Source organism: Liquorilactobacillus cacaonum DSM 21116, from assembly GCF_001436735.1.
In the GTDB taxonomy this organism is placed as follows: domain Bacteria; phylum Bacillota; class Bacilli; order Lactobacillales; family Lactobacillaceae; genus Liquorilactobacillus; species Liquorilactobacillus cacaonum.
Window position 1 is genome coordinate 374,256 of the sequence record NZ_AYZE01000014.1, and the last position, 22,094, is coordinate 396,349.

Annotated in this window: 18 protein-coding genes; 2 read left to right on the forward strand and 16 right to left on the reverse strand. The window is 34.1% G+C overall.

What is annotated here, in order from left to right:
* Positions 1-78: 78 nt before the first annotated feature.
* The 3 genes from FC80_RS05735 to FC80_RS05745 form a co-directional block, all read right to left on the reverse strand.
* On the reverse strand, positions 79-912 hold the full coding sequence (locus FC80_RS05735) for a TIM barrel protein (protein WP_057829172.1): 834 nt from the start codon (positions 910-912) through the stop codon (positions 79-81).
* 117 nt (positions 913-1,029) lie between these two features.
* Positions 1,030-1,893: a DegV family protein gene (locus tag FC80_RS05740; protein WP_057829173.1), complete on the reverse strand. Its 864-nt coding sequence runs from the start codon at positions 1,891-1,893 to the stop codon at positions 1,030-1,032.
* A 103-nt stretch (positions 1,894-1,996) separates the two neighbouring features.
* On the reverse strand, positions 1,997-2,416 hold the full coding sequence (locus tag FC80_RS05745) for a MarR family winged helix-turn-helix transcriptional regulator (protein WP_057829174.1): 420 nt from the start codon (positions 2,414-2,416) through the stop codon (positions 1,997-1,999).
* Positions 2,417-2,593: 177 nt separating this feature from the next.
* Between FC80_RS05745 and FC80_RS05750 the strand changes: the two genes are divergently transcribed.
* Entirely contained in the window at positions 2,594-4,291 is a 1,698-nt protein-coding gene (locus tag FC80_RS05750) for an Rqc2 family fibronectin-binding protein (protein ID WP_057829175.1), read from the forward strand.
* Positions 4,292-4,334: 43 nt separating this feature from the next.
* On the opposite strand, the gene FC80_RS05755 is transcribed toward FC80_RS05750, so the two are convergent.
* The 7 genes from FC80_RS05755 to parE all read right to left on the reverse strand — a co-directional run bounded on the left by FC80_RS05755 (position 4,335) and on the right by parE (position 14,211).
* Entirely contained in the window at positions 4,335-5,054 is a 720-nt protein-coding gene (locus FC80_RS05755; protein WP_057829176.1) for an ABC transporter ATP-binding protein, read from the reverse strand.
* Complete coding sequence (locus FC80_RS05760) at positions 5,026-5,856, reverse strand: ABC transporter permease subunit (protein WP_057829177.1); 831 nt, start codon at positions 5,854-5,856, stop codon at positions 5,026-5,028. Before FC80_RS05760 ends, FC80_RS05755 begins: the two co-directional genes overlap by 29 nt.
* A gap of 18 nt (positions 5,857-5,874) precedes the next feature.
* Positions 5,875-6,846, reverse strand: a complete 972-nt coding sequence (locus tag FC80_RS05765) for an aliphatic sulfonate ABC transporter substrate-binding protein (RefSeq protein WP_169790544.1) — start codon at positions 6,844-6,846, stop codon at positions 5,875-5,877.
* A gap of 2 nt (positions 6,847-6,848) precedes the next feature.
* Positions 6,849-8,369: an AMP-binding protein gene (locus tag FC80_RS05770; protein WP_057829178.1), complete on the reverse strand. Its 1,521-nt coding sequence runs from the start codon at positions 8,367-8,369 to the stop codon at positions 6,849-6,851.
* Positions 8,369-9,514 (reverse strand): acyltransferase, encoded by a 1,146-nt coding sequence (locus tag FC80_RS05775; protein WP_057829179.1) that lies wholly within the window; start codon positions 9,512-9,514, stop codon positions 8,369-8,371. The genes FC80_RS05770 and FC80_RS05775 overlap by 1 nt, the downstream gene beginning before the upstream one ends.
* Positions 9,515-9,775: 261 nt before the next feature.
* A complete protein-coding gene (gene parC, locus FC80_RS05780; protein WP_057829180.1) occupies positions 9,776-12,226 on the reverse strand; it encodes a DNA topoisomerase IV subunit A in 2,451 nt (816 codons plus the stop codon).
* Positions 12,226-14,211, reverse strand: a complete 1,986-nt coding sequence (gene parE, locus FC80_RS05785) for a DNA topoisomerase IV subunit B (protein WP_057829181.1) — start codon at positions 14,209-14,211, stop codon at positions 12,226-12,228. The genes parC and parE overlap by 1 nt, the downstream gene beginning before the upstream one ends.
* Before the next feature lie 213 nt (positions 14,212-14,424).
* Between parE and plsY the strand changes: the two genes are divergently transcribed.
* The gene (gene plsY, locus FC80_RS05790; RefSeq protein ID WP_057829182.1) at positions 14,425-15,039 is read left to right on the forward strand and encodes a glycerol-3-phosphate 1-O-acyltransferase PlsY; all 615 of its coding nucleotides are present in this window, start codon (positions 14,425-14,427) and stop codon (positions 15,037-15,039) included.
* Positions 15,040-15,121: 82 nt separating this feature from the next.
* On the opposite strand, the gene FC80_RS05795 is transcribed toward plsY, so the two are convergent.
* The 6 genes from FC80_RS05795 to dprA form a co-directional block, all read right to left on the reverse strand.
* The gene (locus tag FC80_RS05795) at positions 15,122-15,997 is read right to left on the reverse strand and encodes an aldose 1-epimerase family protein (protein ID WP_057829183.1); all 876 of its coding nucleotides are present in this window, start codon (positions 15,995-15,997) and stop codon (positions 15,122-15,124) included.
* 20 nt (positions 15,998-16,017) lie between these two features.
* Positions 16,018-17,436, reverse strand: a complete 1,419-nt coding sequence (hslU, locus tag FC80_RS05800) for an ATP-dependent protease ATPase subunit HslU (RefSeq protein ID WP_057829184.1) — start codon at positions 17,434-17,436, stop codon at positions 16,018-16,020.
* Between the two features lie 20 nt (positions 17,437-17,456).
* A complete protein-coding gene (hslV, locus tag FC80_RS05805; protein WP_057829185.1) occupies positions 17,457-18,002 on the reverse strand; it encodes an ATP-dependent protease subunit HslV in 546 nt (181 codons plus the stop codon).
* Positions 18,003-18,039: 37 nt separating this feature from the next.
* Entirely contained in the window at positions 18,040-18,939 is a 900-nt protein-coding gene (gene xerC / locus FC80_RS05810) for a tyrosine recombinase XerC (protein WP_057829186.1), read from the reverse strand.
* Between the two features lie 92 nt (positions 18,940-19,031).
* Positions 19,032-21,137, reverse strand: coding sequence for a type I DNA topoisomerase (gene topA / locus FC80_RS05815; RefSeq protein WP_057829187.1), 2,106 nt, complete (start codon positions 21,135-21,137; stop codon positions 19,032-19,034).
* Positions 21,138-21,213: 76 nt separating this feature from the next.
* A complete protein-coding gene (gene dprA / locus FC80_RS05820; RefSeq protein ID WP_057829188.1) occupies positions 21,214-22,083 on the reverse strand; it encodes a DNA-processing protein DprA in 870 nt (289 codons plus the stop codon).
* Positions 22,084-22,094 lie beyond the last annotated feature (11 nt).

Genomic DNA, 22,094 nt, shown 5'->3' on the forward strand with positions numbered 1-22,094 from the left:
ATCAGTAAATATATACCATCTAAAATTATAAACGTTACGGAAACAATTAAAAGAGAAGTTTTCATTTTTAAACCAAATTTAAGCTCTTTTACTCAATCTAGAATAAATTCTAATTAAATATTGATAACTTTCAAATTGTTCAATTGCGCTATTTTTATCTGCCAAGTTAATTTCGAAAATATTTGAGGCATTTTCATTTAATAACGGTAAAACAGATTGCCAATCAATTAATCCCTTTCCAAGTTTTAGACTATCATGTGTCTGCCCTAAGGAATCAACTAAATGATAGTGTACAATATTTGGTTTAAGGTGATTTAAACTTGCTAATAAACGAGTATTATCTGCTTGAACTTTAATAAAACAATGACTTATGTCAAACGCCAACCGATAATTTTTTTGCAAAATAAATTCTTCTTCAGCAATTTCTCCGAAACAAAATAGTGGTGAAAAAGAATTTTCAAACATGATATTTTGCTTTCCGATAGCGGCAAAATGATCAATTCTTTGGTAAACTACTTTTTTTGCCTGAAACAGTGAAGGATACAATGAAATCATTGCATTAGTATGTCTAGAATATGATCCATGAACTAGAGTCTGCAGATCGTAATCAAATGACAACTGTAAAAGCTTGTCTGTACTAAAATCTATAAAATAATTTAATTTCTTAAATTCATTTTTGGGTGCTACTAGTTCAGTGTACTCATTTTCATATTTCATTGGATGATGCAGAATAATTTTTTTGATACCAGCATCTTTTACTTCTAATATTGCAGCAACAAGCCTTTTTAGCCCTTCTTTTGAAAAGTCAGTTTCATCAGTATAAAATTCGAAAACATCCGGATGATAACTTAAGCGATTTTTTACTTGTTCTTGGGTTGAGCTTGCCTTAAGACCTAAATTTATTTTCTTCACAGATTAACATCTCCAAATAAATAAACAAATTTTAGAAAAAAGCCGAGGAACAATAGCGCCTCAGCTTACTTGGAATAATAAATAATAATAATAGCGGCAAAACTTTAATATAATAGCTTATTTGTCAATATCTTTCATCCAGGCTAATGCAATAGCTTTTTCACCAAGATGAGCACCTATCACAGGTCCAAAATAACTTAAGTCAATTTGACAATCTGAATATTTTTGTGAAAGTTCTTGCTTCCATGCCTGGGCAGCTTCAATATCATTAGCATGAATAATAATGACTCTAAGAGGATAGCTCACTCTAGCTTTTTCTTCTTCAAAGATACTTTCAGCTTTCTTTAGTGCCTTCTTCATAGAACGAACTTTATCGAATGCTACAATTTTGTGTGAACTGTTGTCAAAAGTCAACAATGGTTTTATTTTCAAGACGCTCCCAATGAAGGCTGAAGCATTTGATAATCTTCCTCCACGAACTAGATTTTGCAAATCATCTACAATAAAACATTCACCCATGGTTTTTCGCAATGCTTCTAATTCTGAAAAAATTTTCTCAATACTAGCGCCTTCTTTTGCCATTCTTGCAGCTTTTAAAACAAGATTACCCATCAACATTACAGTGATTTGAGAATCAAAAGGATGGACATCCACTCCTTTGATTTCACCTGTCATGTTTTTCAAAGTTTGGTAAAAACCAGAAATAGTCGATGCTAAATGGATACTAATAACTGTATCAAATCCTTGTTTTCCAATATTCTCGTAGAAAGTAATCAACTCTCCAATTGGCGGCTGGGAAGTACTGGGAAATGTTTCAGATTTGCTGAGTTTTGCATAAAACTCTTCTGTTGAAATATCGACTCCCTCTTTATACACTTCATTATCAATAATGACTGGAAGTGGAATTACATGAATATTATTATCCGCAATTTGTTCAGCTGTTAAATACGCGGTACTGTCAGTTACAACAGCTATTTTCATAGATGTACACCTACTTCTTTGCTTTTTCTTTGCTCTTTCTTACACCATATCATCATAACACATAAAAAATAACGCGACTACTAAATGCAAATCTCATCAATAACTAAGTTCGTTCCATACTTTTACTCAATCTATTAAGTAAAATTTGCAAAAGATTCTGTTCTTCTTTCGACCAATGAGAGAAAAGATGTTCACTATACATTTGGATATCTTTTTTCATGGTAGAAATTGCCGATATTCCTTTATCTGTGCTGGAATACGAAAAAAAACGTCGTCCCTGCTTATTTTCTTGGGGTTCTTTGATAATAAATTCTTTTGAAAGTAGTTTGGCTAACTGTCTACTTAGGGTTGAAACGTTAAGTTGCGTTAGCTTTGCTAATTTTTCTTGTGTAGAAATGCCATCTACTATTTTTAAAAGTAACTGCCATTCAGCAAGTGTCAATCCATTTTTTTGAGATAAAGCAACAATTTTCTCTTTGTATTGCCTTTGAAGCTCTATTAAGCTGTCTAAACAACTTTTCAAAAGAATACCCCCCAAACTAGATATTAATATGCATAATGCAAATCATATTGATTATTATGAATTAATTATAAAATAATAGCAAGCGCAATACTCAGAAATGAAAAAACAATTTTGCTCTTTAGCTTCTTAAACGGTACAATTAGAGACATAACAAATAAGGAAAGTGAGTTGTAAACAATGCCTTTTGATGGACTATTCACACGTGCGATGATTTTTGAATTGGAAGAAAAAGTAGTTGGTGGTCGTGTAACGAAAATATCACAGCCCTTCCCAAATGAAGTCATTTTGACAATTAGGGCAAAACGACAAAATCATGCACTTTTATTGTCAGCTCATCCAAATTATGCACGAATTCAAATTACAAGTATTCCATATACTAATCCCCCTGTACCAACAAATTTTACTATGACTTTAAGAAAATATCTTGAAAATGCTAAGTTAACTGGAATTAAACAACTTGATAATGACCGCGTTGCTTACCTTAGTTTTGCTACACGTAATGAATTAGGTGATGAATTACCGTTATTGTTAAGTATTGAAATTATGGGCCGCTATAGCAATGTGATTTTAATCAATCAAACTGAAAAAAAGATATTAGATACAATAAAGCATATTGGTCCAAGCCAGAATCGTTTTAGAACTTTATTACCAGGGGCAACGTACATGGCTCCGCCTAAACAAGATTTATTAGATCCCTATGTGGATTCTTCCCAAATATATAAAAAATTAGAAAGACAGTTTCCAAGCCGGGAGATTTTGGCTAAACAAATTCAAAATAGTTATCAAGGAATTGCTTTGGAACATGCCTTGTATTTAGCAGATTGTCTGCATGATACGGGAGATATTACAGTTAATTGGGAAAAAGCCTTGTTACAAATAGAAAATCCATCTCCAATGATTGTTAATGGGAAAAAAGATTTCTTTACCTTTTTTAAGTATGATGACGAGCTAGTAAAGCAAGTTGCTAAATCACTTGGTGAATTGCTTGATAACTTTTATCAAAATAAGGCAACAAGTGATCGTGTACAACAACAAGGGGCGCAATTGTTCCACATTGTTAAATTGAATCTGCAAAAAAATCGGAAAAAATTAAAGAAATTAGAAGAAACACTGGAATTTACTCAAAAAGCTGATTCTTTCAGAGTTAAAGGTGAGTTATTAACAACTTATCTTTATAAAATAAAGCGTGGTATGACAGAAATCGAGTTACCAAATTATTATGATAATGAAAAACTAATAAAAATCAATCTTTCTAATCAGATTTCTCCTTCAAAAAATGCACAGAAATATTTTAAAAAATATCAAAAATTAAAAAATGCAGTCGAGTATGTAACTGGCCAATTAAAAATAACAAAGAATGAATTGAATTATCTAGAAGAAGTCGAAACACAGCTGGAATTGGCAGAACCTCAAGATTTGCCGGACATTAAATTAGAATTACAACAAGAAGGATATTTAAAACCTCAAAAGAAAAATAAAAGCGGAAAACTTAGGAAAAATAAGCCGGGACAACCTGCTAAGTATATTTCAAGTGATGGCACAAAAATTTCTGTCGGAAAAAATAATCTGCAAAATGACCAACTGACTTTAAAAACTGCACAAAAAAAGGATATTTGGCTTCATGCAAAAAATATTCATGGGTCACATGTAATAATTCATTCGAACAGCCCAAGTAATCAAACTTTATTAGAAGCAGCACAGCTTGCGGCATATTATTCAAAAGCACGTTCTTCTTCAAATGTACCAGTTGATTATGTAGAAGTTAAAAATATTCGTAAACCTAATGGTGCAAAACCGGGATTTGTAATTTATGAAGGTCAACAGACCATTTATGTTACACCGAGCATTGATGAAATTGCTGATTTAAAAGTATAAAAAGACTAGGTCAAAAGTTAAATTTTGATCTAGTCTTTTTGGTTTAATTTAGAATCTCTGCAAGGATTTTTTCTGAAATTTCAACTTCTTTTTCTTTATCAGCAATACTTTCTTTTCCACGATATGGATTATCAATCGTTCGCCAAATAGTTCCGTTTTTTATAATTGCAATCCGATCTGCCATCCTTACAGCTTCATTAATATCATGTGTAACTAGAAATGTGGTGATTGATTTATTTTGACAAACTTTGTGAATCAGATTTTGCATTTTTCCTCTAGTCAATGCATCTAATGCACCCAGAGGTTCATCTAAAAGTAATAGTCGTGGGTGTGCCATTAAGGCTCTAGCTAGTGCAACACGTTGTCTTTGGCCACCAGAAAGTTGCGTTGGAAATTGTTGTACATAATCCTCTAATTCAACTTGTTTAAGTAGTTGAAGAGCTTCAGCCCGTTGTTCACGATTTCTTTTATCAAGCATTACATTTTCAAGGACATTCATCCAAGGTAATAAGCGATCTTCTTGAAACATTACCCTAGCTGATTTGTTTAAGCCTTCAAGTTTGATCCCATCTTGAATAATATCTCCACTTGACACATCTTCTAAACCTGCCAACATTCGCAATAGTGTACTTTTACCACCACCACTCATACCGACTAAGGCAATAAATTCACCTTCTGAAATACTTAAACTAGCGTTACTTAAAACAGCACTTTGACCATAGGATTTGCCTACGTTAATTATTTCCAGAAGCTTTTGAGTCATTAGATTGTCCCCTTTCAATTACGCGCCAATTCAAGAAGATATCTTCAAAGTTTTTTGCGATAAAATCAGATAATTTACCTAACAGAGCATAGATGAGGATACATAAAATAATTGTTTTCATATCCAAAAATTGTTCAGCATTCGTTGACATATAACCAATACCTGAACTTGCAGAGATTGTTTCGGCAACAATTAAAGATGTCCACATTACTCCAAGTGCATATCTTAAACCCATTAGAATGGTTGGAAGAGCACCTGGAAAAATAATTTTTGTGAATAAATCCTTTTTACTTAGCTCGTAGGATTTACCCATTTCAATAAGTTTTGGATCAACAGAAGTAATTCCATGATAGGTATTTATATACATTGGGAACAGACAACCTAGTGCAACTAAAGATATTTTAGCTGATTCACCAATTCCTAACCATAGAATAATTAATGGAATCAAAGCTAGGTGTGGGATGTTACGAAGCATTTGAATTGTGCTATCAAATAATAAACGTGCTGTATGTGAAACACCGTTTATAAATCCAAGAATAAATCCAAGACCACCTCCAATTAATAAACCAGCAGTTGCACGGTACAAACTGATACTCATATTTTCTTGAAGTTCGCCTTTTTTAAAAAGTTTAACCCCATTTGTTACAACATCTATTGGTGAAGGCAGCAATGTTTCATTGACCCATGAAGCGTTACAAGCTACTTGCCAGATAAGTATTAAAAAAACTGGTATTAACCATGGTAATGAGTTTTTAAATTTTATTGAAAATTGATAGTGTTTGGCTGTTTCAATATTTTCCATAGTATCTTCTCCTCTAAGCTATCTAAGGTACTGAGTATGTTTTGAAACATCAATTTTTTTAGTAAGAATGTTGTTATCATAGAAAACATTCGCAATTTCTTGTTCTTCCTTAACGATATCCTTATTCATTTCTTGCATTGAATAGGTGCGGCGTAAGACAGTTCGACGAACAATTTTCTTCGAAAGTTTCAAGTCGGTACTCATTTTATTAATTAATTTTGAATGATTATTATTAGCCCACTTCATATCTTGTTCCGTATATTTAATTATTAACTTACTCAAAGATTTATTGTTTTTTGCATAGCTAGTTGGAGATACAATAAAACTACGGTTCAGTGCACCAGTTGTTTTTCCGTTAACAATTAATTTTGAATTTTCTGTAATTTCAACTTGTGCAACACTAGGATCCCAATTAGCCCAAGCATCAACTTTGCCTTTAGAATAAGCAACGCTAGCAGCATCAGAATCTAGATTCACCCAAGTTATATCATTATTACTTAGTCCAGCAACTTTAAGTGCTCTTAAAAGCATATATTGAGAACTTGTGCCTTTAGTATATGCAACACGTTTTCCCTTTAAATCAGCTAGTTTCTTTATTGAAGAATTTTTATGGACTAAAATGCCGCTTCCTTTTTCTTTCGTTCCACCAGCTGCAATATAGGTTAACTGTGTACCTGATGCTAGTGCCGATACAGGCGGAGTATCACCTACACGTGCATAGTCAACATTACCTGAGGCAAGTGCTTGCATCATTGCTGCACCATTTTGAAATTCTTTGAATTTAACATTGTACCCCTTGTCTTTCATTTTCTTTACAAATTGTCCTCTGATTTTAGAAATATAAAATTCATCACCAGCTTGGTAGCCAATCACCACATTTTTTAGGCTAGAATTTCCAGCATCTTCTCTAGTTAGATGCCAACCATATATAGCAATACCACACCATAGTAATAAAACGACTGATACAAAAGTTTTTTTAATTTTTTTCATATTTATTGTATACTTCTTTTCGTTTGGAGTATTTCAGTTAATTTGGGGCGCAATATTTTGCGGGTTGCATTTAATGGAAATTCATCTAGAAAGAAAATTTCGGATGGTCTTTTGTACTTAGCAAGGTGTGTCGCCGCATAATCAATAATCTGTCGCCGATGTTCCACTTTCTTTTTCGAGTCCTTTGTGTCGTCGATTATCGCCGCCGCAACAATTTCACCATATAAATCATCTGGTAACCCTACAACTGCAACTTGTTTAATAAAATCAAGATTTCCTAAAACATCTTCTACGACTGACGGGCTTATTTTTTCACCACCATGATTAATAATATCTTTACTCCGCCCCTCTAACCACAGGTAACCTTCTGTATCAAAGTAGCCTAAATCGCCCGTTAGAAACCAACCATTTTTGAAAGAATCAGGATGTGGTTCAAGGTAACTTGTAATTACATGATCACCACGAATTGCGATTTCACCATGAACATCTGGTGCATCAGTAAAATCATCTCCATCTACAATTGCCACATCCGTTTGGTAAGGTTTACCAACAGAACCAATTTTAATATTGTCTAGCGGATTTAAAGTACATTGGCTACATGATTCTGTCATACCATAGCCTTCAAGTATCGGGACACCAAATTTTTTGACAAACTTTTTATGACGACTAACTGGTAGCATTGCGGAAGCACATCTAATAAAACGTAGCTTATGGCTTGAATCAAATTGAGCTAATGACTTCTCATTCTTTAATAAAATAGAAACAATTGTTGGAACGACTGATGACCAGGTAACTTCATTTTCCATGACTTGTTGCCAAAAATGGCTTGCACTGAACTTTGGAGCAATCACCAGTTTCCCATCTGATAATAGAGTCGAAACAACAATCAATTCTTGAGCATTAATATGAAACATTGGCATCACAATTAAAACAGTATCGTTTTGTGTTAATCGATGACTTTCTAAGTCATAATGCGCCGCCTTAAGCATGACCTCGTGAGTTAGACCTACTTTTTTTGGCTTTCCAGTAGTTCCGGATGTATTTAAAATCCATCCATAAGACTGTTCATCAGGAACTGTTTTTTTATTTTTTTTCGCAAGATCATTTCTAGTTAAGATTACTAGATCTTCAAATGTGTGCAGTTTAATTTCATGTTTGTCAAGTTCTAAAAAACTACTGAAAACGTCTGCCCGACTAGCATTAAAGATAATTGCCGCGTAATGATTTTCACGAAAATCTTTTACTAGTTCAACATCTGATGTACTTTCGGAAACTGGATGAGCAGTAATACCCATTCTCCATAAAGCTTGGTTAACAGGAATATAAACTGCTGAATTTTCAAGGCACATGAATGTGATATCGCCATTACCAATATTTGCGTCTAAGAAAATTTTTTGAAGTTTGCCGATATCTTCTTCAACATCTTTTCCAGTGAACCATTTATTCATTCTTTCATCTTTCAAAAACTTACGATTAATATTATTTTTTAAATGTTGTGCAAGTTCTACCGTTAACTTTGTCATTAGTTATTCCTCCTAAGCTTTTGTGGACGTCCAATTAATATTCCAAATGGTGGAACCTTGTAGAGTATATATGAAATTAACCATGAAGTTCCTAAAACAATCAGATACCCGATTGGCAGTAATAAAAATAGAGCCCATTCATTAAGATAATTTTTAACATATAATAAAATATAAGCAAGTAAAGTTAATCCAACTGTCTGTGTTAAATAAACACCAAATGATAGTTTTGAAGATAAAGAAACAAATTTTTCAAATTTAGCCCAACTAGGCTTTGTCCGGCGCTTTGCGTATGCAAGGCTTAGACACCAAACTGTACAGATCATAAGTGAAGCATAAATCATTAAATATGGCTGATGAACTAACTCTGTATAGTGTTGACCTAATTTAAGTACATACCAGTTAATATAAAATAAACCAAATGTACCAAAGCCTAATAACGTAGTTAAACAATAAACAATTTTACGATATTTTAAAATAAATTTTTGGGTGGAGTCATAATGAATTGAGACAAATCCCCCGGCTATAAAATAAAACTGGTATGATAAAACAAAATTGCCATAATATTTTAACAAATATGGCCAATTATCATGATTCATCCCGGGATAGATATATTTTGCCCAAATCAAGAAAAATAGCTGAATTAAAGCACTGATTGCAAAAATAAGTATGTGGTACTGATTGAACTTTTTAAATAATTTTAGTAGTAATGGAAAAATCAAATATAGTTGAAATGTTACTAAAATATAATACATGTAAAATTGATTTCCATGTATCAATGATGAATACCAATCGTTTAACCAAGTATGAAAATTAAATACTTGACCGGCTACTAAGGTGGCAAATATTAAAAAGAAACCATTCCAAAATATGTATGGAATTCCACCACCCTTGTAGCGCTTATACCAGAAAGTCAAGTAGTTCACTTGTTCTTTTTTATAGTATTGTAAAAATAAAACGAGACCCGTTACAAACATAAAACCCATTCTTGTGAAATGTAATAGTAAATGAGTCATTAGTAGTACTAATCCTGGAACTGAATCGGCTGATAAACTAGCAATAAATGCAGAAGTTACGTGATTTGCAAGTACTCCAAAAATAAAAATACACCTCATCAAATCAACCTCATATAAATACCTTTTTTTCATCAAAAAAACCCCTATACTGTATTTATGATAAACGCATTATTAATGCTAATTATAAAATTAAGCAAAAATAAATTGTTATCACTCATACATTAATTTAAATTAATGATTTGATATCACCATGTCCAATATGTGAATTATTTGTGAAAAAAACTCAATAAATTTGAATTGCTGATTATGAATTAAGCAAAAAAGGCAAAAAAAATAAGCTCTTAGTTTATTTTTAAGAACCTATTTTTGATTTAATTTTGCTATAGACACTAATTATTCAGTTGTTTTAAACTTTGAAACACTCATTGGAGTTCCTTGTGAATCTACATCAATTACAAAGGATCCGTTGGAATAACGGTCACTCGCGGGATGTTCATAGGGATCAATTATGATTGTTTCATTTTTGTCAGTTAAAACACTTAGTTTGTCTTCTCTGTTCACCGCTAACAAAGAAACAAATTCAATTCGATGTGGATTACGCTTTAATTCTCGTAGAATTTGAACACCTCTTCGTGCCCTAGATGTTGTAGCAATTTCAGATACAGCCATACGTTTGAACGCACCTCTTTGTGTCAAAATTCCAACTTGCTCCAACCCGCTAACTAGTAAGATATTCTTAATGAAATCATCTCTCAAATCCATTGCCTTAACCCCAGCAGTTTTTGCGCCGGATACTGGAACTTCGGATAATAAATAACGCAGTCCATATCCTCCATGTGTAACCGCAAGAACAAATAAATCATTTAGTTGTTCGTCTGTAACATAATCAACTTGAACTAACTTATCTGTATCTGTTTTTAATTTCATTCCTTGGCTTGCACGTGATTTATAAGTTCTTCCTGGTTTTAAGTCATCAAAAATTGTTTGTTTTATGAATCCTTCTTTTGTGGCAAGTACAAAGTTCCCTTTTTGTTCTAAGTCTTTGAATGAAAACGCAGCTAAAATCTTTTCTGCTGGTTTCAAACCGATTGATTGGGAAAGATGTAAACCTGTGTCTTTCCATTTGTAGTCAGGGATTTCATATACTGGTCGATAAATTACATTTCCACTATCTGTAAAAATGAACAAATGATCAAGTGTATTAATTGTTTTCTGGTATATAATTGTATCTTCTGGCTTTAGACCGTTTTCTAGAGAATCAGATGCATTGAATGAACGCATCGAGCTTCTTTTGATGTAACCATCTTTACTTACCATAACAACAACATCTTCCGGAGCTACGAGAACTTCTGTTTCAATTTTTAATTGTTCAACTTTATCTTGAATAACTGTTTTACGTTTTGATGCGTATTTCTTATCTACTGCTAAAATTTCTTTTTTTATTACTTTATCTAATTCTCTTGGATTATCCAAAATTAACTCAAATAATTTTATTTTTGCCATTAACTCTTTTGCTTCAGCTTGCAATGCAGTGACATCAGTATTTGTTAAGCGATACAATTGTAATGAGACAATAGCTTCAGCCTGTGCTTCAGTAAATGAATACTGAGCTACTAAATTATCTTTAGCGTCTTTTTTGTTATTACTTGCACGAATTGTTTTAATGACATCATCTAAAATTGATAGCGCTTTTATTAATCCAGCAACAATATGTTCACGCTCTTTGGCCTTTTTTAATTCAAATTGCGTTCGTCTTGTGATTACTACTCTTTGATGTTCAAGATAGGCTACGAGAATTTGTTTTAAACCCACATTTTCAGGACGCATATTATTGATAGCAACCATATTGAAGTTATACGATATCTGTAAATCGGTATTTTTAAACAGGTAATTTAGTATTCCTTCTTGGTTGGCATTACGTTTTAATTCAATTACTACACGTAACCCTTCTCGATCACTTTCATCCCGAACTTCTGCAATACCTTCAACTTTTTTTAATAACCGAATTTCATCAATTCTTTTTACAAGAACTGCTTTATTTACTTCGTAGGGAATTTCGGTAACTACAATTTGTTCTTTGCTCCCCTTCAGACTTTCTACAGCCGTTTTAGCCCGCAACATTACGCGTCCTCGACCAGAGGTATAAGCCTTTTTGATTCCATCTAATCCTTGTAAAATTCCGCCAGTCGGAAAGTCAGGTCCCTTTACGAATTCCATCAGATCTTCAAGTGTTGCCTTAGGATAAGCCATTAAATGAAGAAGAGCTTGAATTGTTTCATGCAGGTTATGTGGAGGAATCTCCGTGGCATATCCTGCAGAAATACCAGTAGCTCCATTGACTAAAAGATTAGGAAATTTTGCTGGTAAAACAGTAGGTTCCATGTCAGTATCATCAAAGTTTGGAACAAAATCAACAGTATTTTTTTCAATGTCACGGAGCATTTCTGCAGATATTTGACTTAAACGTGCTTCAGTATAACGCATTGCCGCAGGTGGATCACCATCCATTGATCCATTATTGCCATGCATTTCTATTAAAGGTTCCCGTAATTTCCAATCTTGGCTTAGGCGGACCATTGCTTCGTAAATTGAACTATCACCATGAGGATGAAAATTACCCATTACATTTCCAACTGATTTTGCCGATTTTCTAAAAGCTTTTTCAAATGTATTTCCGTCTTGGTTCATTGCATAAAGAATTCTTCTTTGAACGGGTTTTAGCCCATCTCTGATATCTGGAAGCGCACGTTCTTGAATAATATATTTAGAGTAACGCCCAAAACGCTCCCCCATGACAGCTTCAAGAGAAAGTTCTTGGATTTTAGTGCCTTGATTTTCTGCCATTATGCTTCTCCTTCATGTTGATTATCAGTATGATGTGCACCGGATGCAACCGCATTGTCTAACAAACTTCCATCTTCTTCCAAACTGAATTGCACATTTTTTTCAATCCATTTACGTCTAGGCTCAACTTTATCTCCCATCAAAGTAGTAACTCGCTTTTCAGCTAATGTGTCATCATCAATCTTGACACGCACAAGAGTTCTAGTGTCAGGATTCATTGTGGTTTCCCATAATTGATCAGCATTCATTTCACCCAAACCTTTAAATCTTTGCAATGTGTAACCTTGTTTTAGTTCTTTAGTTGCATTGTGCAATTCATCATCGGTCCATGCATATTTCACAATATTTTTATTTTTGATTTTCTTTTGAATCTTATACAACGGTGGTAAGGCAATATAAATTTTACCTGCGTCAATCATTGGACGCATATATTTATAGAAAAAGGTCAACAATAAAGTTTGAATATGAGCACCATCTGTATCTGCATCTGTCATAATAATAATTTTGTCATAATTCGCATCTTCAATTGCAAAGTCACTTCCAACACCTGCACCAATTGTATAAATCATGGTATTAATTTCTTCATTTTTTAGAATTTCAGATAATTTTGCTTTTTCAGTATTTAAAACTTTTCCACGTAGAGGTAAGATTGCCTGAAATTTCCGATCACGTCCTTGTTTTGCAGAGCCCCCCGCTGAGTCCCCCTCTACTAAAAATAATTCATTTTTCTTCGCATTCTTTGATTGTGCAGGTGTTAATTTACCAGAAAGTAATCTTTCTTTCTTTTTATTTTTCTTGCCATTTCTACTTTCATCACGTGCTTTACGTGCCGCTTCCCTTGCTTCCCTTGCCTTAAGCGATTTTCTGACTAGGTCTTGGGCAAACTCTCCATTTTCCATCAAATAAAAACCGAGTTGTTCACTAACTACACTATCAACAATTGAACGTGCTTCAGGTGTTCCTAGTTTTCCCTTAGTTTGTCCTTCAAATTGGAGAAGTTCTTCTGGAACTCGAATTGAGATAACCGCAGCAAGTCCCTCGCGAACATCACTGCCTTCTAAATTTTTATCTTTTTCTTTAAGCAAGGCGACTTGCCGTGCATATTCATTAAAAGCTTTTGTCCATGCTGATTTCATGCCGACTTCATGCGTTCCGCCGTCTTTTGTACGAACATTATTAACAAAAGAAAGAATACTTTCTGAATACCCATCATTATATTGAGCGGCAACTTCAACTTCTATGCCATCCTTTATGCCATCAAAATACATAACCTTACCTAATGTGTCTTTATCTTCATTTAAATATGAGACAAATTCCTTGATTCCTTCTTCAAAGTGGAAAATATCAGCTTGATCTGTCCGTTCATCAGAAATCGTTATTTTAACATTTTTGAGTAAGAATGCAGATTCTCTTAGTCTTTCAGCTAATGTATCGTAATTATAAGTAGTAGTAGTGAAAAGACTCTCATCTGGCTTAAAAGTGACAGTTGTTCCATTAGACTTTTTAGTCTTCCCAATTTTGCGCAATGTACCAACTGGTTTTCCGCCGTCTCTGAAATCTTCCTCATACTCTATTCCGTCACGAATAGTATTTACAGTTAATTTTGAAGAAAGCGCATTAACTACGCTAGCCCCAACACCGTGCAATCCTCCAGAAGTCTTATAACCTCCTTGCCCGAACTTACCGCCGGCATGAAGCACTGTAAAGATAACTTCAACTGTGGGAATTCCTAATGCATGCATACCAACAGGCAGACCGCGGCCATGATCTACGACGGTTACACTGTTATCTTTATGTAATATCACATTAATTTCTTTGCCATACCCAGACAAAGCTTCGTCAACGGCATTATCAACTATTTCATAGACTAAGTGATGTAGACCACGACTATCAGTGGAGCCAATATACATCCCTGGCCTTTTTCTAACTGCTTCGAGACCTTTAAGTACTTGAATTGAATCATCATTATAATTTAATTTTTCCATATATTATTAGACCCCTTCTACGTTCTGGAGTATTGAATTTAGTGGCTATTTATATGTGCTAACTTGAATATCATAACCTATGAATTTATAAGTTGTAAAGTAAACACATATTTTCTAATTTTCAAAAAGTGAAAAAGTGTTGAATTTGAATTGTCCCATTCCACAAAAAAATGATAAAATAAATCGTATTAAACTAAAGGAGGTCAATCTGTAATGGATTCGACTATTGTATTAATGTTAGTAATTGGATATTTGTTAGGATCAATTCCTTCTGGTATTTGGATAGGAAAAATATTCTACCATAAAGATATTCGGAAGTTTGGTAGTGGTAACATGGGGACAACGAACACGTTTCGAGTTCTTGGTAAAAAGGCAGGTGCCGTTGTCTTATTGATAGATATGTTGAAGGGAACGTTAGCTGCATGTCAACCTTACTTTTTTAATGTTCATATTAATGTATTAATAATAGGTTGTGCTGCAGTTATTGGTCATGTCTTCCCAATTTTTGCAAGATTCAAGGGTGGTAAAGCTGTTGCTACTAGTGCCGGGATTTTACTTGCTTATAGTCCTCTTTTCTTTTTAGTGGCTTGGATTATTTTTTTGACAACACTCTATCTTTCCAGTATGGTAAGTATTGCAAGTATGGTCGGAATGACATTAATTACTGTTTTGTCGCTTTTTTTCCATGATCCTATTCTTACTACAATCGCCATTATTTTAACAATCTTCGTTTTTTATCGTCATAAGGGTAATTTATCAAGAATTAAACATGGAAATGAGAATTTAATTCATTTTGGTGTAGTTTATAATAGACAAAAAAATAAGTAATTCAGATAAAAAAGTGTTAGATCAAAAATTTTGTTTTTTGACCTAACATTTTTTTATTTATTAATTAGACTTTGCATGACAATTAAAAGACTTCAATTTCGTAAAAGCCACTAAAGACTTCTTTTTCTGTTAACTTATGAATTCCGACTTTTTGTGCAAGTTCACCATCAGTTGTTATGTCATCAGCTAATCCCCACCAAGGTTCAATACAAACAAAAGGCGCTTCTTCCGGATATTTTGACCAAATTCCAACAAAGTCAGCATTACCTGTATTAAAGTGAATTCCTTTTTTGTTTTTTTTATCGGTTAAAGTCAGCATAGGATGTTTATCTTTTAACGATAAAATAACTGCATCATTTTCAAAAGTCTCACGGGTTATAGGAAGTTGTTCTTTGGTAAAATCGTGGGGATTTTTTGAATCACTGTAATTCCCTTGAAGTTTAATCTGTGGATAGTTATCCTTTGGATTAATTGTTACATGATAGTCTTCAAATAGTTCTGTATTTTGTATTGGTACATTGAAAGCGGGATGCCCACCTATTGAAAACAATAATGTTTTTGTGCTTGGGTTTTCAACAATATAAGTGACCCTTAGTTTACTTTCACTAAGATGATATTTAATTTTTAAAACAAAATCAAATGGATACTTTTTTAGAGTTTCTTGATTGGAATGAAGACTAAAAAGTACTTGATTAGACTCTAATAATTCAATATTAAATTCTAAATCACGAGCAAATCCATGTTGTGAAAGCTGATAATCAACCCCGTTAACTCGATACGTATCATTTTTTAGACGCCCTACAATTGGGAATAATACTGGCGCATGGCGACCCCAAAATTTTGAATCTGCCTGCCAAAGATATTCGGTATTATTTTTTTTATTGAAAATACTTGTTAATTCTCCACCATCTTTTGAAAAACTTACACGTAGAAATTCATTCTCCAGACTAACTGTCAATTTAATCACCTCATGGTTTTTTATAAGATATATTGACTCAAATCTTTATCTTTAGCGATATCGCCAATTTTATTTTGGACATATGCTTCCGTAATTGTAATATCACCCATTTGCATATCTGGTCCCTCATATAACAAGTCCTCTAATAATTTTTCAAGAATTGTATGCAAACGTCTTGCGCCAATATTCTCATTTTCATGATTTACTTGATACGCAATTTCAGACAGTTTTTGGATAGCCTCGATAGTGAAGGTAACTTTTATATTATCAGTTCCTATAAGAGCAATGTATTGTTTAACTAAAGCATTATTTGGTTCGGTCAAAATTTTAACAAAATCTTCTGCTTTCAATTCGTCAAGTTCGACCCTAATTGGGAACCTTCCTTGTAATTCAGCAATCAAATCGCTAGGTTTACTCTCGTGAAAGGCACCAGAGGCAATAAACAGAATGTGATCAGTATTAATCAATCCGTATTTTGTTTGAATTTGTGATCCTTCAACGATTGGCAAAATATCTCTTTGTACACCCTCTCGTGAAACCTCACCACTATTTTTTTGCGATTTTGAAGTTATTTTATCGATTTCATCAATAAAAATGATGCCTGTATTTTCAGCTCTTCTAATTGCTAAATCAGCAATATCACCACTATTGACAAGCTTTTGGGCTTCTTCACGAGTAAGGAATTCGCGTGCTTTTGAAACTGTCATGGTTCGCTCAATTTTTTTGGTTGGCGCTAAGGCACTTAAAGTATCACTTAGATCAATTCCCATTTGCCCAAGCATTCCGGATTGCCCTTGCATTTTCTTTGAGGGATCGTCAATTTCTATAGTAATTTCTTGATTTTCAAGCATTCCTTTATTCAATTGCTCGCTGACTGAAAGCCGTTGATCTCTAATTTCGTCAGTAACTTCCTCTTCTTGCTGAGTATTAGGCATATTTGGAATGTTTCCTTTTTGAATGTCACGAAACATTTGAGCAAAGTTAAGCTCATTATTGTTTGTTTTTTTGCTTTTTTTAATAGCAGGTACAAGTAACTTGATTAGACGTTTGTTAGCATTCCCACGTGCTTGAGAGCGAACTTCAGAAAACTGAGCTTCTTCTTCCATTTTATAAGCAACCTCAACTAGGTCACGTACCATTGATTCAACGTCTCTACCAACATAGCCAACCTCAGTAAACTTAGTTGCTTCAACTTTCATAAACGGTGCTTGTACAATTTTTGCTAATCTACGTGCAATCTCAGTTTTGCCGACACCAGTAGGACCAATCATCAAAACATTTTTGGGCGTGATTTCTTCTTGCATTTCACTAGAAAGTTGCATTCTACGATAACGATTTCGTAAAGCAATTGCTATCGCTTTTTTTGCTTTATCCTGACCAATTACATATTGATCAAGTTCTTTTACAATTTGTTTTGGAGTTTTATCAATAGGGTTCATCTAGAGGGTCCTTTCTTTTTTTAAAGTTCTTCCGCAATGACATTGTGATTTGTAAAGATATCAATATCACCTGCAATGTTGATTGCTGCTTTAGCAATTTCGCCGGCTGACAGCTGAGAAGCATGCTTCTTCATTGCTTTTGCGGCAGCCAGTGCAAAGTTACCACCAGAACCAATTGCTAAAATATCATCGTCTGGTGCGATGACTTCACCACTACCAGATACCATCAACAGTTCATCTTTATTCATCACGATTAATAATGCTTCTAGCTTTTGCAGAGCTTGGTCACTTCGCCATTCCTGTGCTAATTCAACTGCAGCACGCTGAAGATTACCGCTATATTCATTTAATTTTTTTTCGAAACGCTCTTCCAAATTGAAAGCATCAGCTACACTTCCAGCAAAGCCGACAACGACTTCATTATTATAAATTCTCCGAACCTTTCGAGCGGTTCCTTTCATAATTACTTTTTCACCCATTGTAACTTGACCGTCACCAGCCATTGCCGTGTGTCCATTATGTCGGATTGCACAAATTGTAGTTGCATGAAATGATACTCCTGCCATTATAAATTCCTCCTATACTTTATTACTAAGTATTTTACTAAGCTCTTGGAAAAAACTTACGATAATCACGTTGCAAATGTTCTTTAGTTACATGTGTATAAATTTGTGTAGTCGAGAGACTACTGTGTCCTAGCAATTCCTGTACAGCTCTTAAGTCAGCGCCATTATTCATCAAATGAGTTGCAAATGTGTGGCGCAATTCATGGGGATGAATTTGTGTAGTCAAACTACTACGCTCAACAATTTTTTTTAAAATATAAGTTACACCAGCGGCAGTTAGAGGGTCGCCATGATGGTTAACAAAAACAAAATTATGTTCCTTTTGATATTTTGCCATTAGTGGAGTACGAACTTTTTCAAAATAAATTTCTAGTGACTTTTGACAATAAGCACCAAAAGGCACATAACGGTCTTTATTTCCTTTACCATGAAGTAACATTGCACGCATTCCCATGTCAATTGCCTGAACTGTTAGGCCAGTACATTCACTAACTCGCATCCCTGTTCCATAAAGGGTTTCTAGTAGTGCTTTATCGCGTATCAAAATCGGTTCTTCACCCTCAGTAGCTGCAAACAAAGCATTCATCTCTTTTTCATAAAAAAAGCGGGGTAAAGCTCGTGGATGACGCTTCAATTGAACGTAAGCAAAAGGATTCTTTTCAATATATCCATTTTTCTCCAAAAAGCGATAAAAGGATCGCAAACTTGAAATAATTCTGGAAATGGATGAGGTCTGATAATTTTTATCGTACAGATAACTCATAAACACATGGACATCAAATCGATTTACTAGCAGAAATGATGAGGAACCACCGTTTTCTTGTAAAAAAGTATTAAAAAGTCCCAAGTCCTCAGTGTAAGCCTTGACTGTATCGCTAGAGTAGCGTCTTTCAATAGCCAAGTACTGTTTAAATTCTTTTATAAAATCTTGCTCCATTATAAAAACCCCCAACCTTATGCTATAACCTTAGCATAAAAAATGGAGGTGTGCTAAGTGAGATCTTCAAAATTTAGAAATTAATAATTTTCTTATTTTTGAATCTCTTCTTCATAATCGCAATGACTACATTTGACTTGCATTCCCTTTTTAGTTTTCTTCTCAACAAGATAGTGTTGGCACTTAGGACAATTTCGACCAATTGGTTTATCCCAAGATACAAACTCACAATCAGGATAGCGGTCACACCCGTAAAAAATACGATTCTTTTTAGACTTACGTTCAATAATTTGCCCCTTATGGCACTCTGGACAAATTACACCAATTTCTTTAGTAATTGGCTTAGTATTGCGGCAATCAGGGAAACGGCTACAGGCATAAAATTTTCCGTATCGACCAAGTTTTATCACGAGGGGTGCACCACAAATATCACAGTTAATCCCTGCTGGCTCATCTTTAATTTTAACTTTGGCCATCTTTTCTTCAGCTGCAGCAACTTCTTTGGAAAATGGTTGATAGAAACTATCAATAACTTTAATCCATTCAAGTTGACCTTCCTCAATCTCATCTAACTGATCTTCAAGTTGAGCAGTAAAATCAACATTCAAGATGTCAGGGAAACATTTAACAATCATATTATTAACAATCTCACCTAAATCTGTTGGTTCAAATTTACGTGTGACTAACTTAACATAATATCGTTTTTGGATTGTATTTAATGTTGGTGCATATGTTGATGGCCTTCCAACACCATTTTCTTCAAGTGTTTTAATTAATGTTGCTTCAGTATATCTTGCTGGTGGTAATGTAAAATGTTGATTTGGTTGGTTACTTATCAACATAACATCTTGGCCAACAGTCAAGTCGGGTAAAATATTATCTTTACGTTTACTTTCGGCATAAACCTTAGTAAATCCTGGAAATTTCATCTTTGAACCTTTTGCACGATATAACACTGAATTTTGTTCGATATCAACACTCATCGTATCGACAATTGCAGGAGTCATCTGACTAGCCACAAAGCGTGACCATATAAGAGAATATAACTTCATTTGATTCTTATTCAGATAGGAAGCTAGTGATTCGGGTGTTCTTAAGACAGAGGACGGTCGAATCGCTTCATGTGCATCTTGGGCACCTTCAGCTAATTTCCCTTTGCGAGGTTTTATTGCAGCATATTCTTCTCCATAAGTTTCATGGATAAAACTGGATGCCTCATGCTTAGCGATATCAGAAATTCTTGTTGAATCAGTACGCATATACGTAATTAGTCCAACAGCTCCACCTCTACCTAGATTGATACCCTCATAAAGTTGCTGCGCAATCATCATCGTTTTTTGGGTTCTAAAATTAAGTGAATTATTTGCAGTCTGTTGCATTGTACTTGTCGTAAATGGCAATGCTGGGAAGCGTTTACGTTCTTTAGGTTCAACGCGTGTCACATTAAAAGGCTTATTGCTATCAATTTTTTGCATAATTTCTTGAACATCAGTATTATTATGCAATTCCTTTTTTTTACCATCTACACCATAGTAATTAGCTTCAAAATTTGTTTTATCAGATTGAAATTGAGCATCAATTGTCCAATATTCTTCTGGAACAAACTCACGTATTTCCTGTTCTCGTTTAATTATAAGGTTCAGTGCAATTGATTGAACTCGTCCAGCACTCAACCCTTTTTTAATCTTTGCCCACAATATCGGACTAATCGAATAGCCTACAAGTCGATCAAGAACACGCCTTGCTTGTTGTGCATCTACTAAATTCATATCAATTGCTCGAGGATTCTTAAAAGAGTTTTTGACTGCATCTTTTGTTATCTCATTAAATACCACACGATTTTTGTCTTCTGGATTCAAACCTAAAAGGTATGATAAATGCCAAGCAATTGCTTCTCCTTCGCGATCTGGATCGGCGGCTAGATAGACGTGATCTGCCTTTTTTGCTTCTTTGCGTAGTTCTTTAATAACGTCACCTTTACCCCGAATTGAAATATAATGAGGCTCGTAGTTATTTTCAATGTCTACGCCCATCTTGCTTCTTGGTAAATCTCTAATATGGCCTAGACTAGCCATAACTTTATAGCGAGAGCCTAAATATTTTTCAATTGTTTTAGCTTTTGAAGGTGACTCAACTATTACAAGATTTTTCTTAATTTTTCTTTTTGTTGCTACTGTTTTTTTCTGGGTCTTAGGCATCGACCAGACTCCTTTTTAATATCTTTTTTAATGTATAAAAATCGCTAATTATCTTAGGACAAAGTACTGCCCTTTGTCAAGTATTTCGAAATTCTTCAATAATGTCTTGTGCATTAATAATAGGTTTTGCTCCAGCCTTAATTAATTCGTTAGTTCCATCAGATAGTAATGAAGTAATTGGTCCTGGGACAGCAAGAACATTGCGATTTTCTTGTAAAGCAAGGTTTGCAGTTATCAAACTCCCACTCTGATGTTTAGCTTCAACAACCAAAAGCGTTTGAACTAAGCCAGCAATTATTCGATTCCTAGCTGGGAAATGATATCTTCTAGGCATACTTCCAAGTGGGTATTCACTAATAACTAAACCTTCATGGGCAATCTTTTGCTGTAGTGCGCGATTTTGACTAGGATAAAAAACATCTAATCCGGTACCGATAACTGCAACAGTTTTACCTTTGTTAGCAGCCGTCTGGATATGAACTAAACTATCAACACCTTGGGCCAATCCACTTACCGTAACAATATTAGCAGCCAAAACAGTTGGTAATAATTTATCCAAAGCAAGTGTTGCATATTGACTGTTTTTGCGAGCGCCAACAATTCCTAATAGTTTTTTATCCTCAGAAATAAGAGAAATATCACCGCGATAAAAAAGAACATTAGGTGGATTATAACTTTCTCGAAGGCATTGTGGATATTCAGAATCAATTATTGTAATAGCTTTACTATGATACAAATTACGATCAACTGCAAGTTCTAATTCAATTGAATTAAATTTTTCTAAAAGTAAACCCCGTTTTTCGTTAGCAATCTCTGCTAAAACAAACCATTCGTTAAAATCCGGAATTGTTTGTTTGCTTTGAATCCATTCACATATTTTTCTTACCTTAGATGTTTTAATCATCCCACTCAAATGAAGTTTTATTATAAATTTTTTGACTTCCATAGAAACACACC

Coding starts and splice junctions, on each gene's coding strand:
- FC80_RS05740 (WP_057829173.1), bottom strand. CDS start 1,893: ATGAAAATAGCTGTTGTAACTGACAGTACCGCGTATTTAACAGCTGAA.
- FC80_RS05750 (WP_057829175.1), top strand. CDS start 2,594: ATGCCTTTTGATGGACTATTCACACGTGCGATGATTTTTGAATTGGAA.
- FC80_RS05755 (WP_057829176.1), bottom strand. CDS start 5,054: ATGACTCAAAAGCTTCTGGAAATAATTAACGTAGGCAAATCCTATGGT.
- FC80_RS05760 (WP_057829177.1), bottom strand. CDS start 5,856: ATGGAAAATATTGAAACAGCCAAACACTATCAATTTTCAATAAAATTT.
- FC80_RS05765 (WP_169790544.1), bottom strand. CDS start 6,846: ATGAAAAAAATTAAAAAAACTTTTGTATCAGTCGTTTTATTACTATGG.
- FC80_RS05770 (WP_057829178.1), bottom strand. CDS start 8,369: ATGACAAAGTTAACGGTAGAACTTGCACAACATTTAAAAAATAATATT.
- FC80_RS05775 (WP_057829179.1), bottom strand. CDS start 9,514: ATGAAAAAAAGGTATTTATATGAGGTTGATTTGATGAGGTGTATTTTT.
- parC (WP_057829180.1), bottom strand. CDS start 12,226: ATGGCAGAAAATCAAGGCACTAAAATCCAAGAACTTTCTCTTGAAGCT.
- parE (WP_057829181.1), bottom strand. CDS start 14,211: ATGGAAAAATTAAATTATAATGATGATTCAATTCAAGTACTTAAAGGT.
- plsY (WP_057829182.1), top strand. CDS start 14,425: ATGGATTCGACTATTGTATTAATGTTAGTAATTGGATATTTGTTAGGA.
- hslU (WP_057829184.1), bottom strand. CDS start 17,436: ATGAACCCTATTGATAAAACTCCAAAACAAATTGTAAAAGAACTTGAT.
- hslV (WP_057829185.1), bottom strand. CDS start 18,002: ATGGCAGGAGTATCATTTCATGCAACTACAATTTGTGCAATCCGACAT.
- xerC (WP_057829186.1), bottom strand. CDS start 18,939: ATGGAGCAAGATTTTATAAAAGAATTTAAACAGTACTTGGCTATTGAA.
- topA (WP_057829187.1), bottom strand. CDS start 21,137: ATGCCTAAGACCCAGAAAAAAACAGTAGCAACAAAAAGAAAAATTAAG.
- dprA (WP_057829188.1), bottom strand. CDS start 22,083: ATGGAAGTCAAAAAATTTATAATAAAACTTCATTTGAGTGGGATGATT.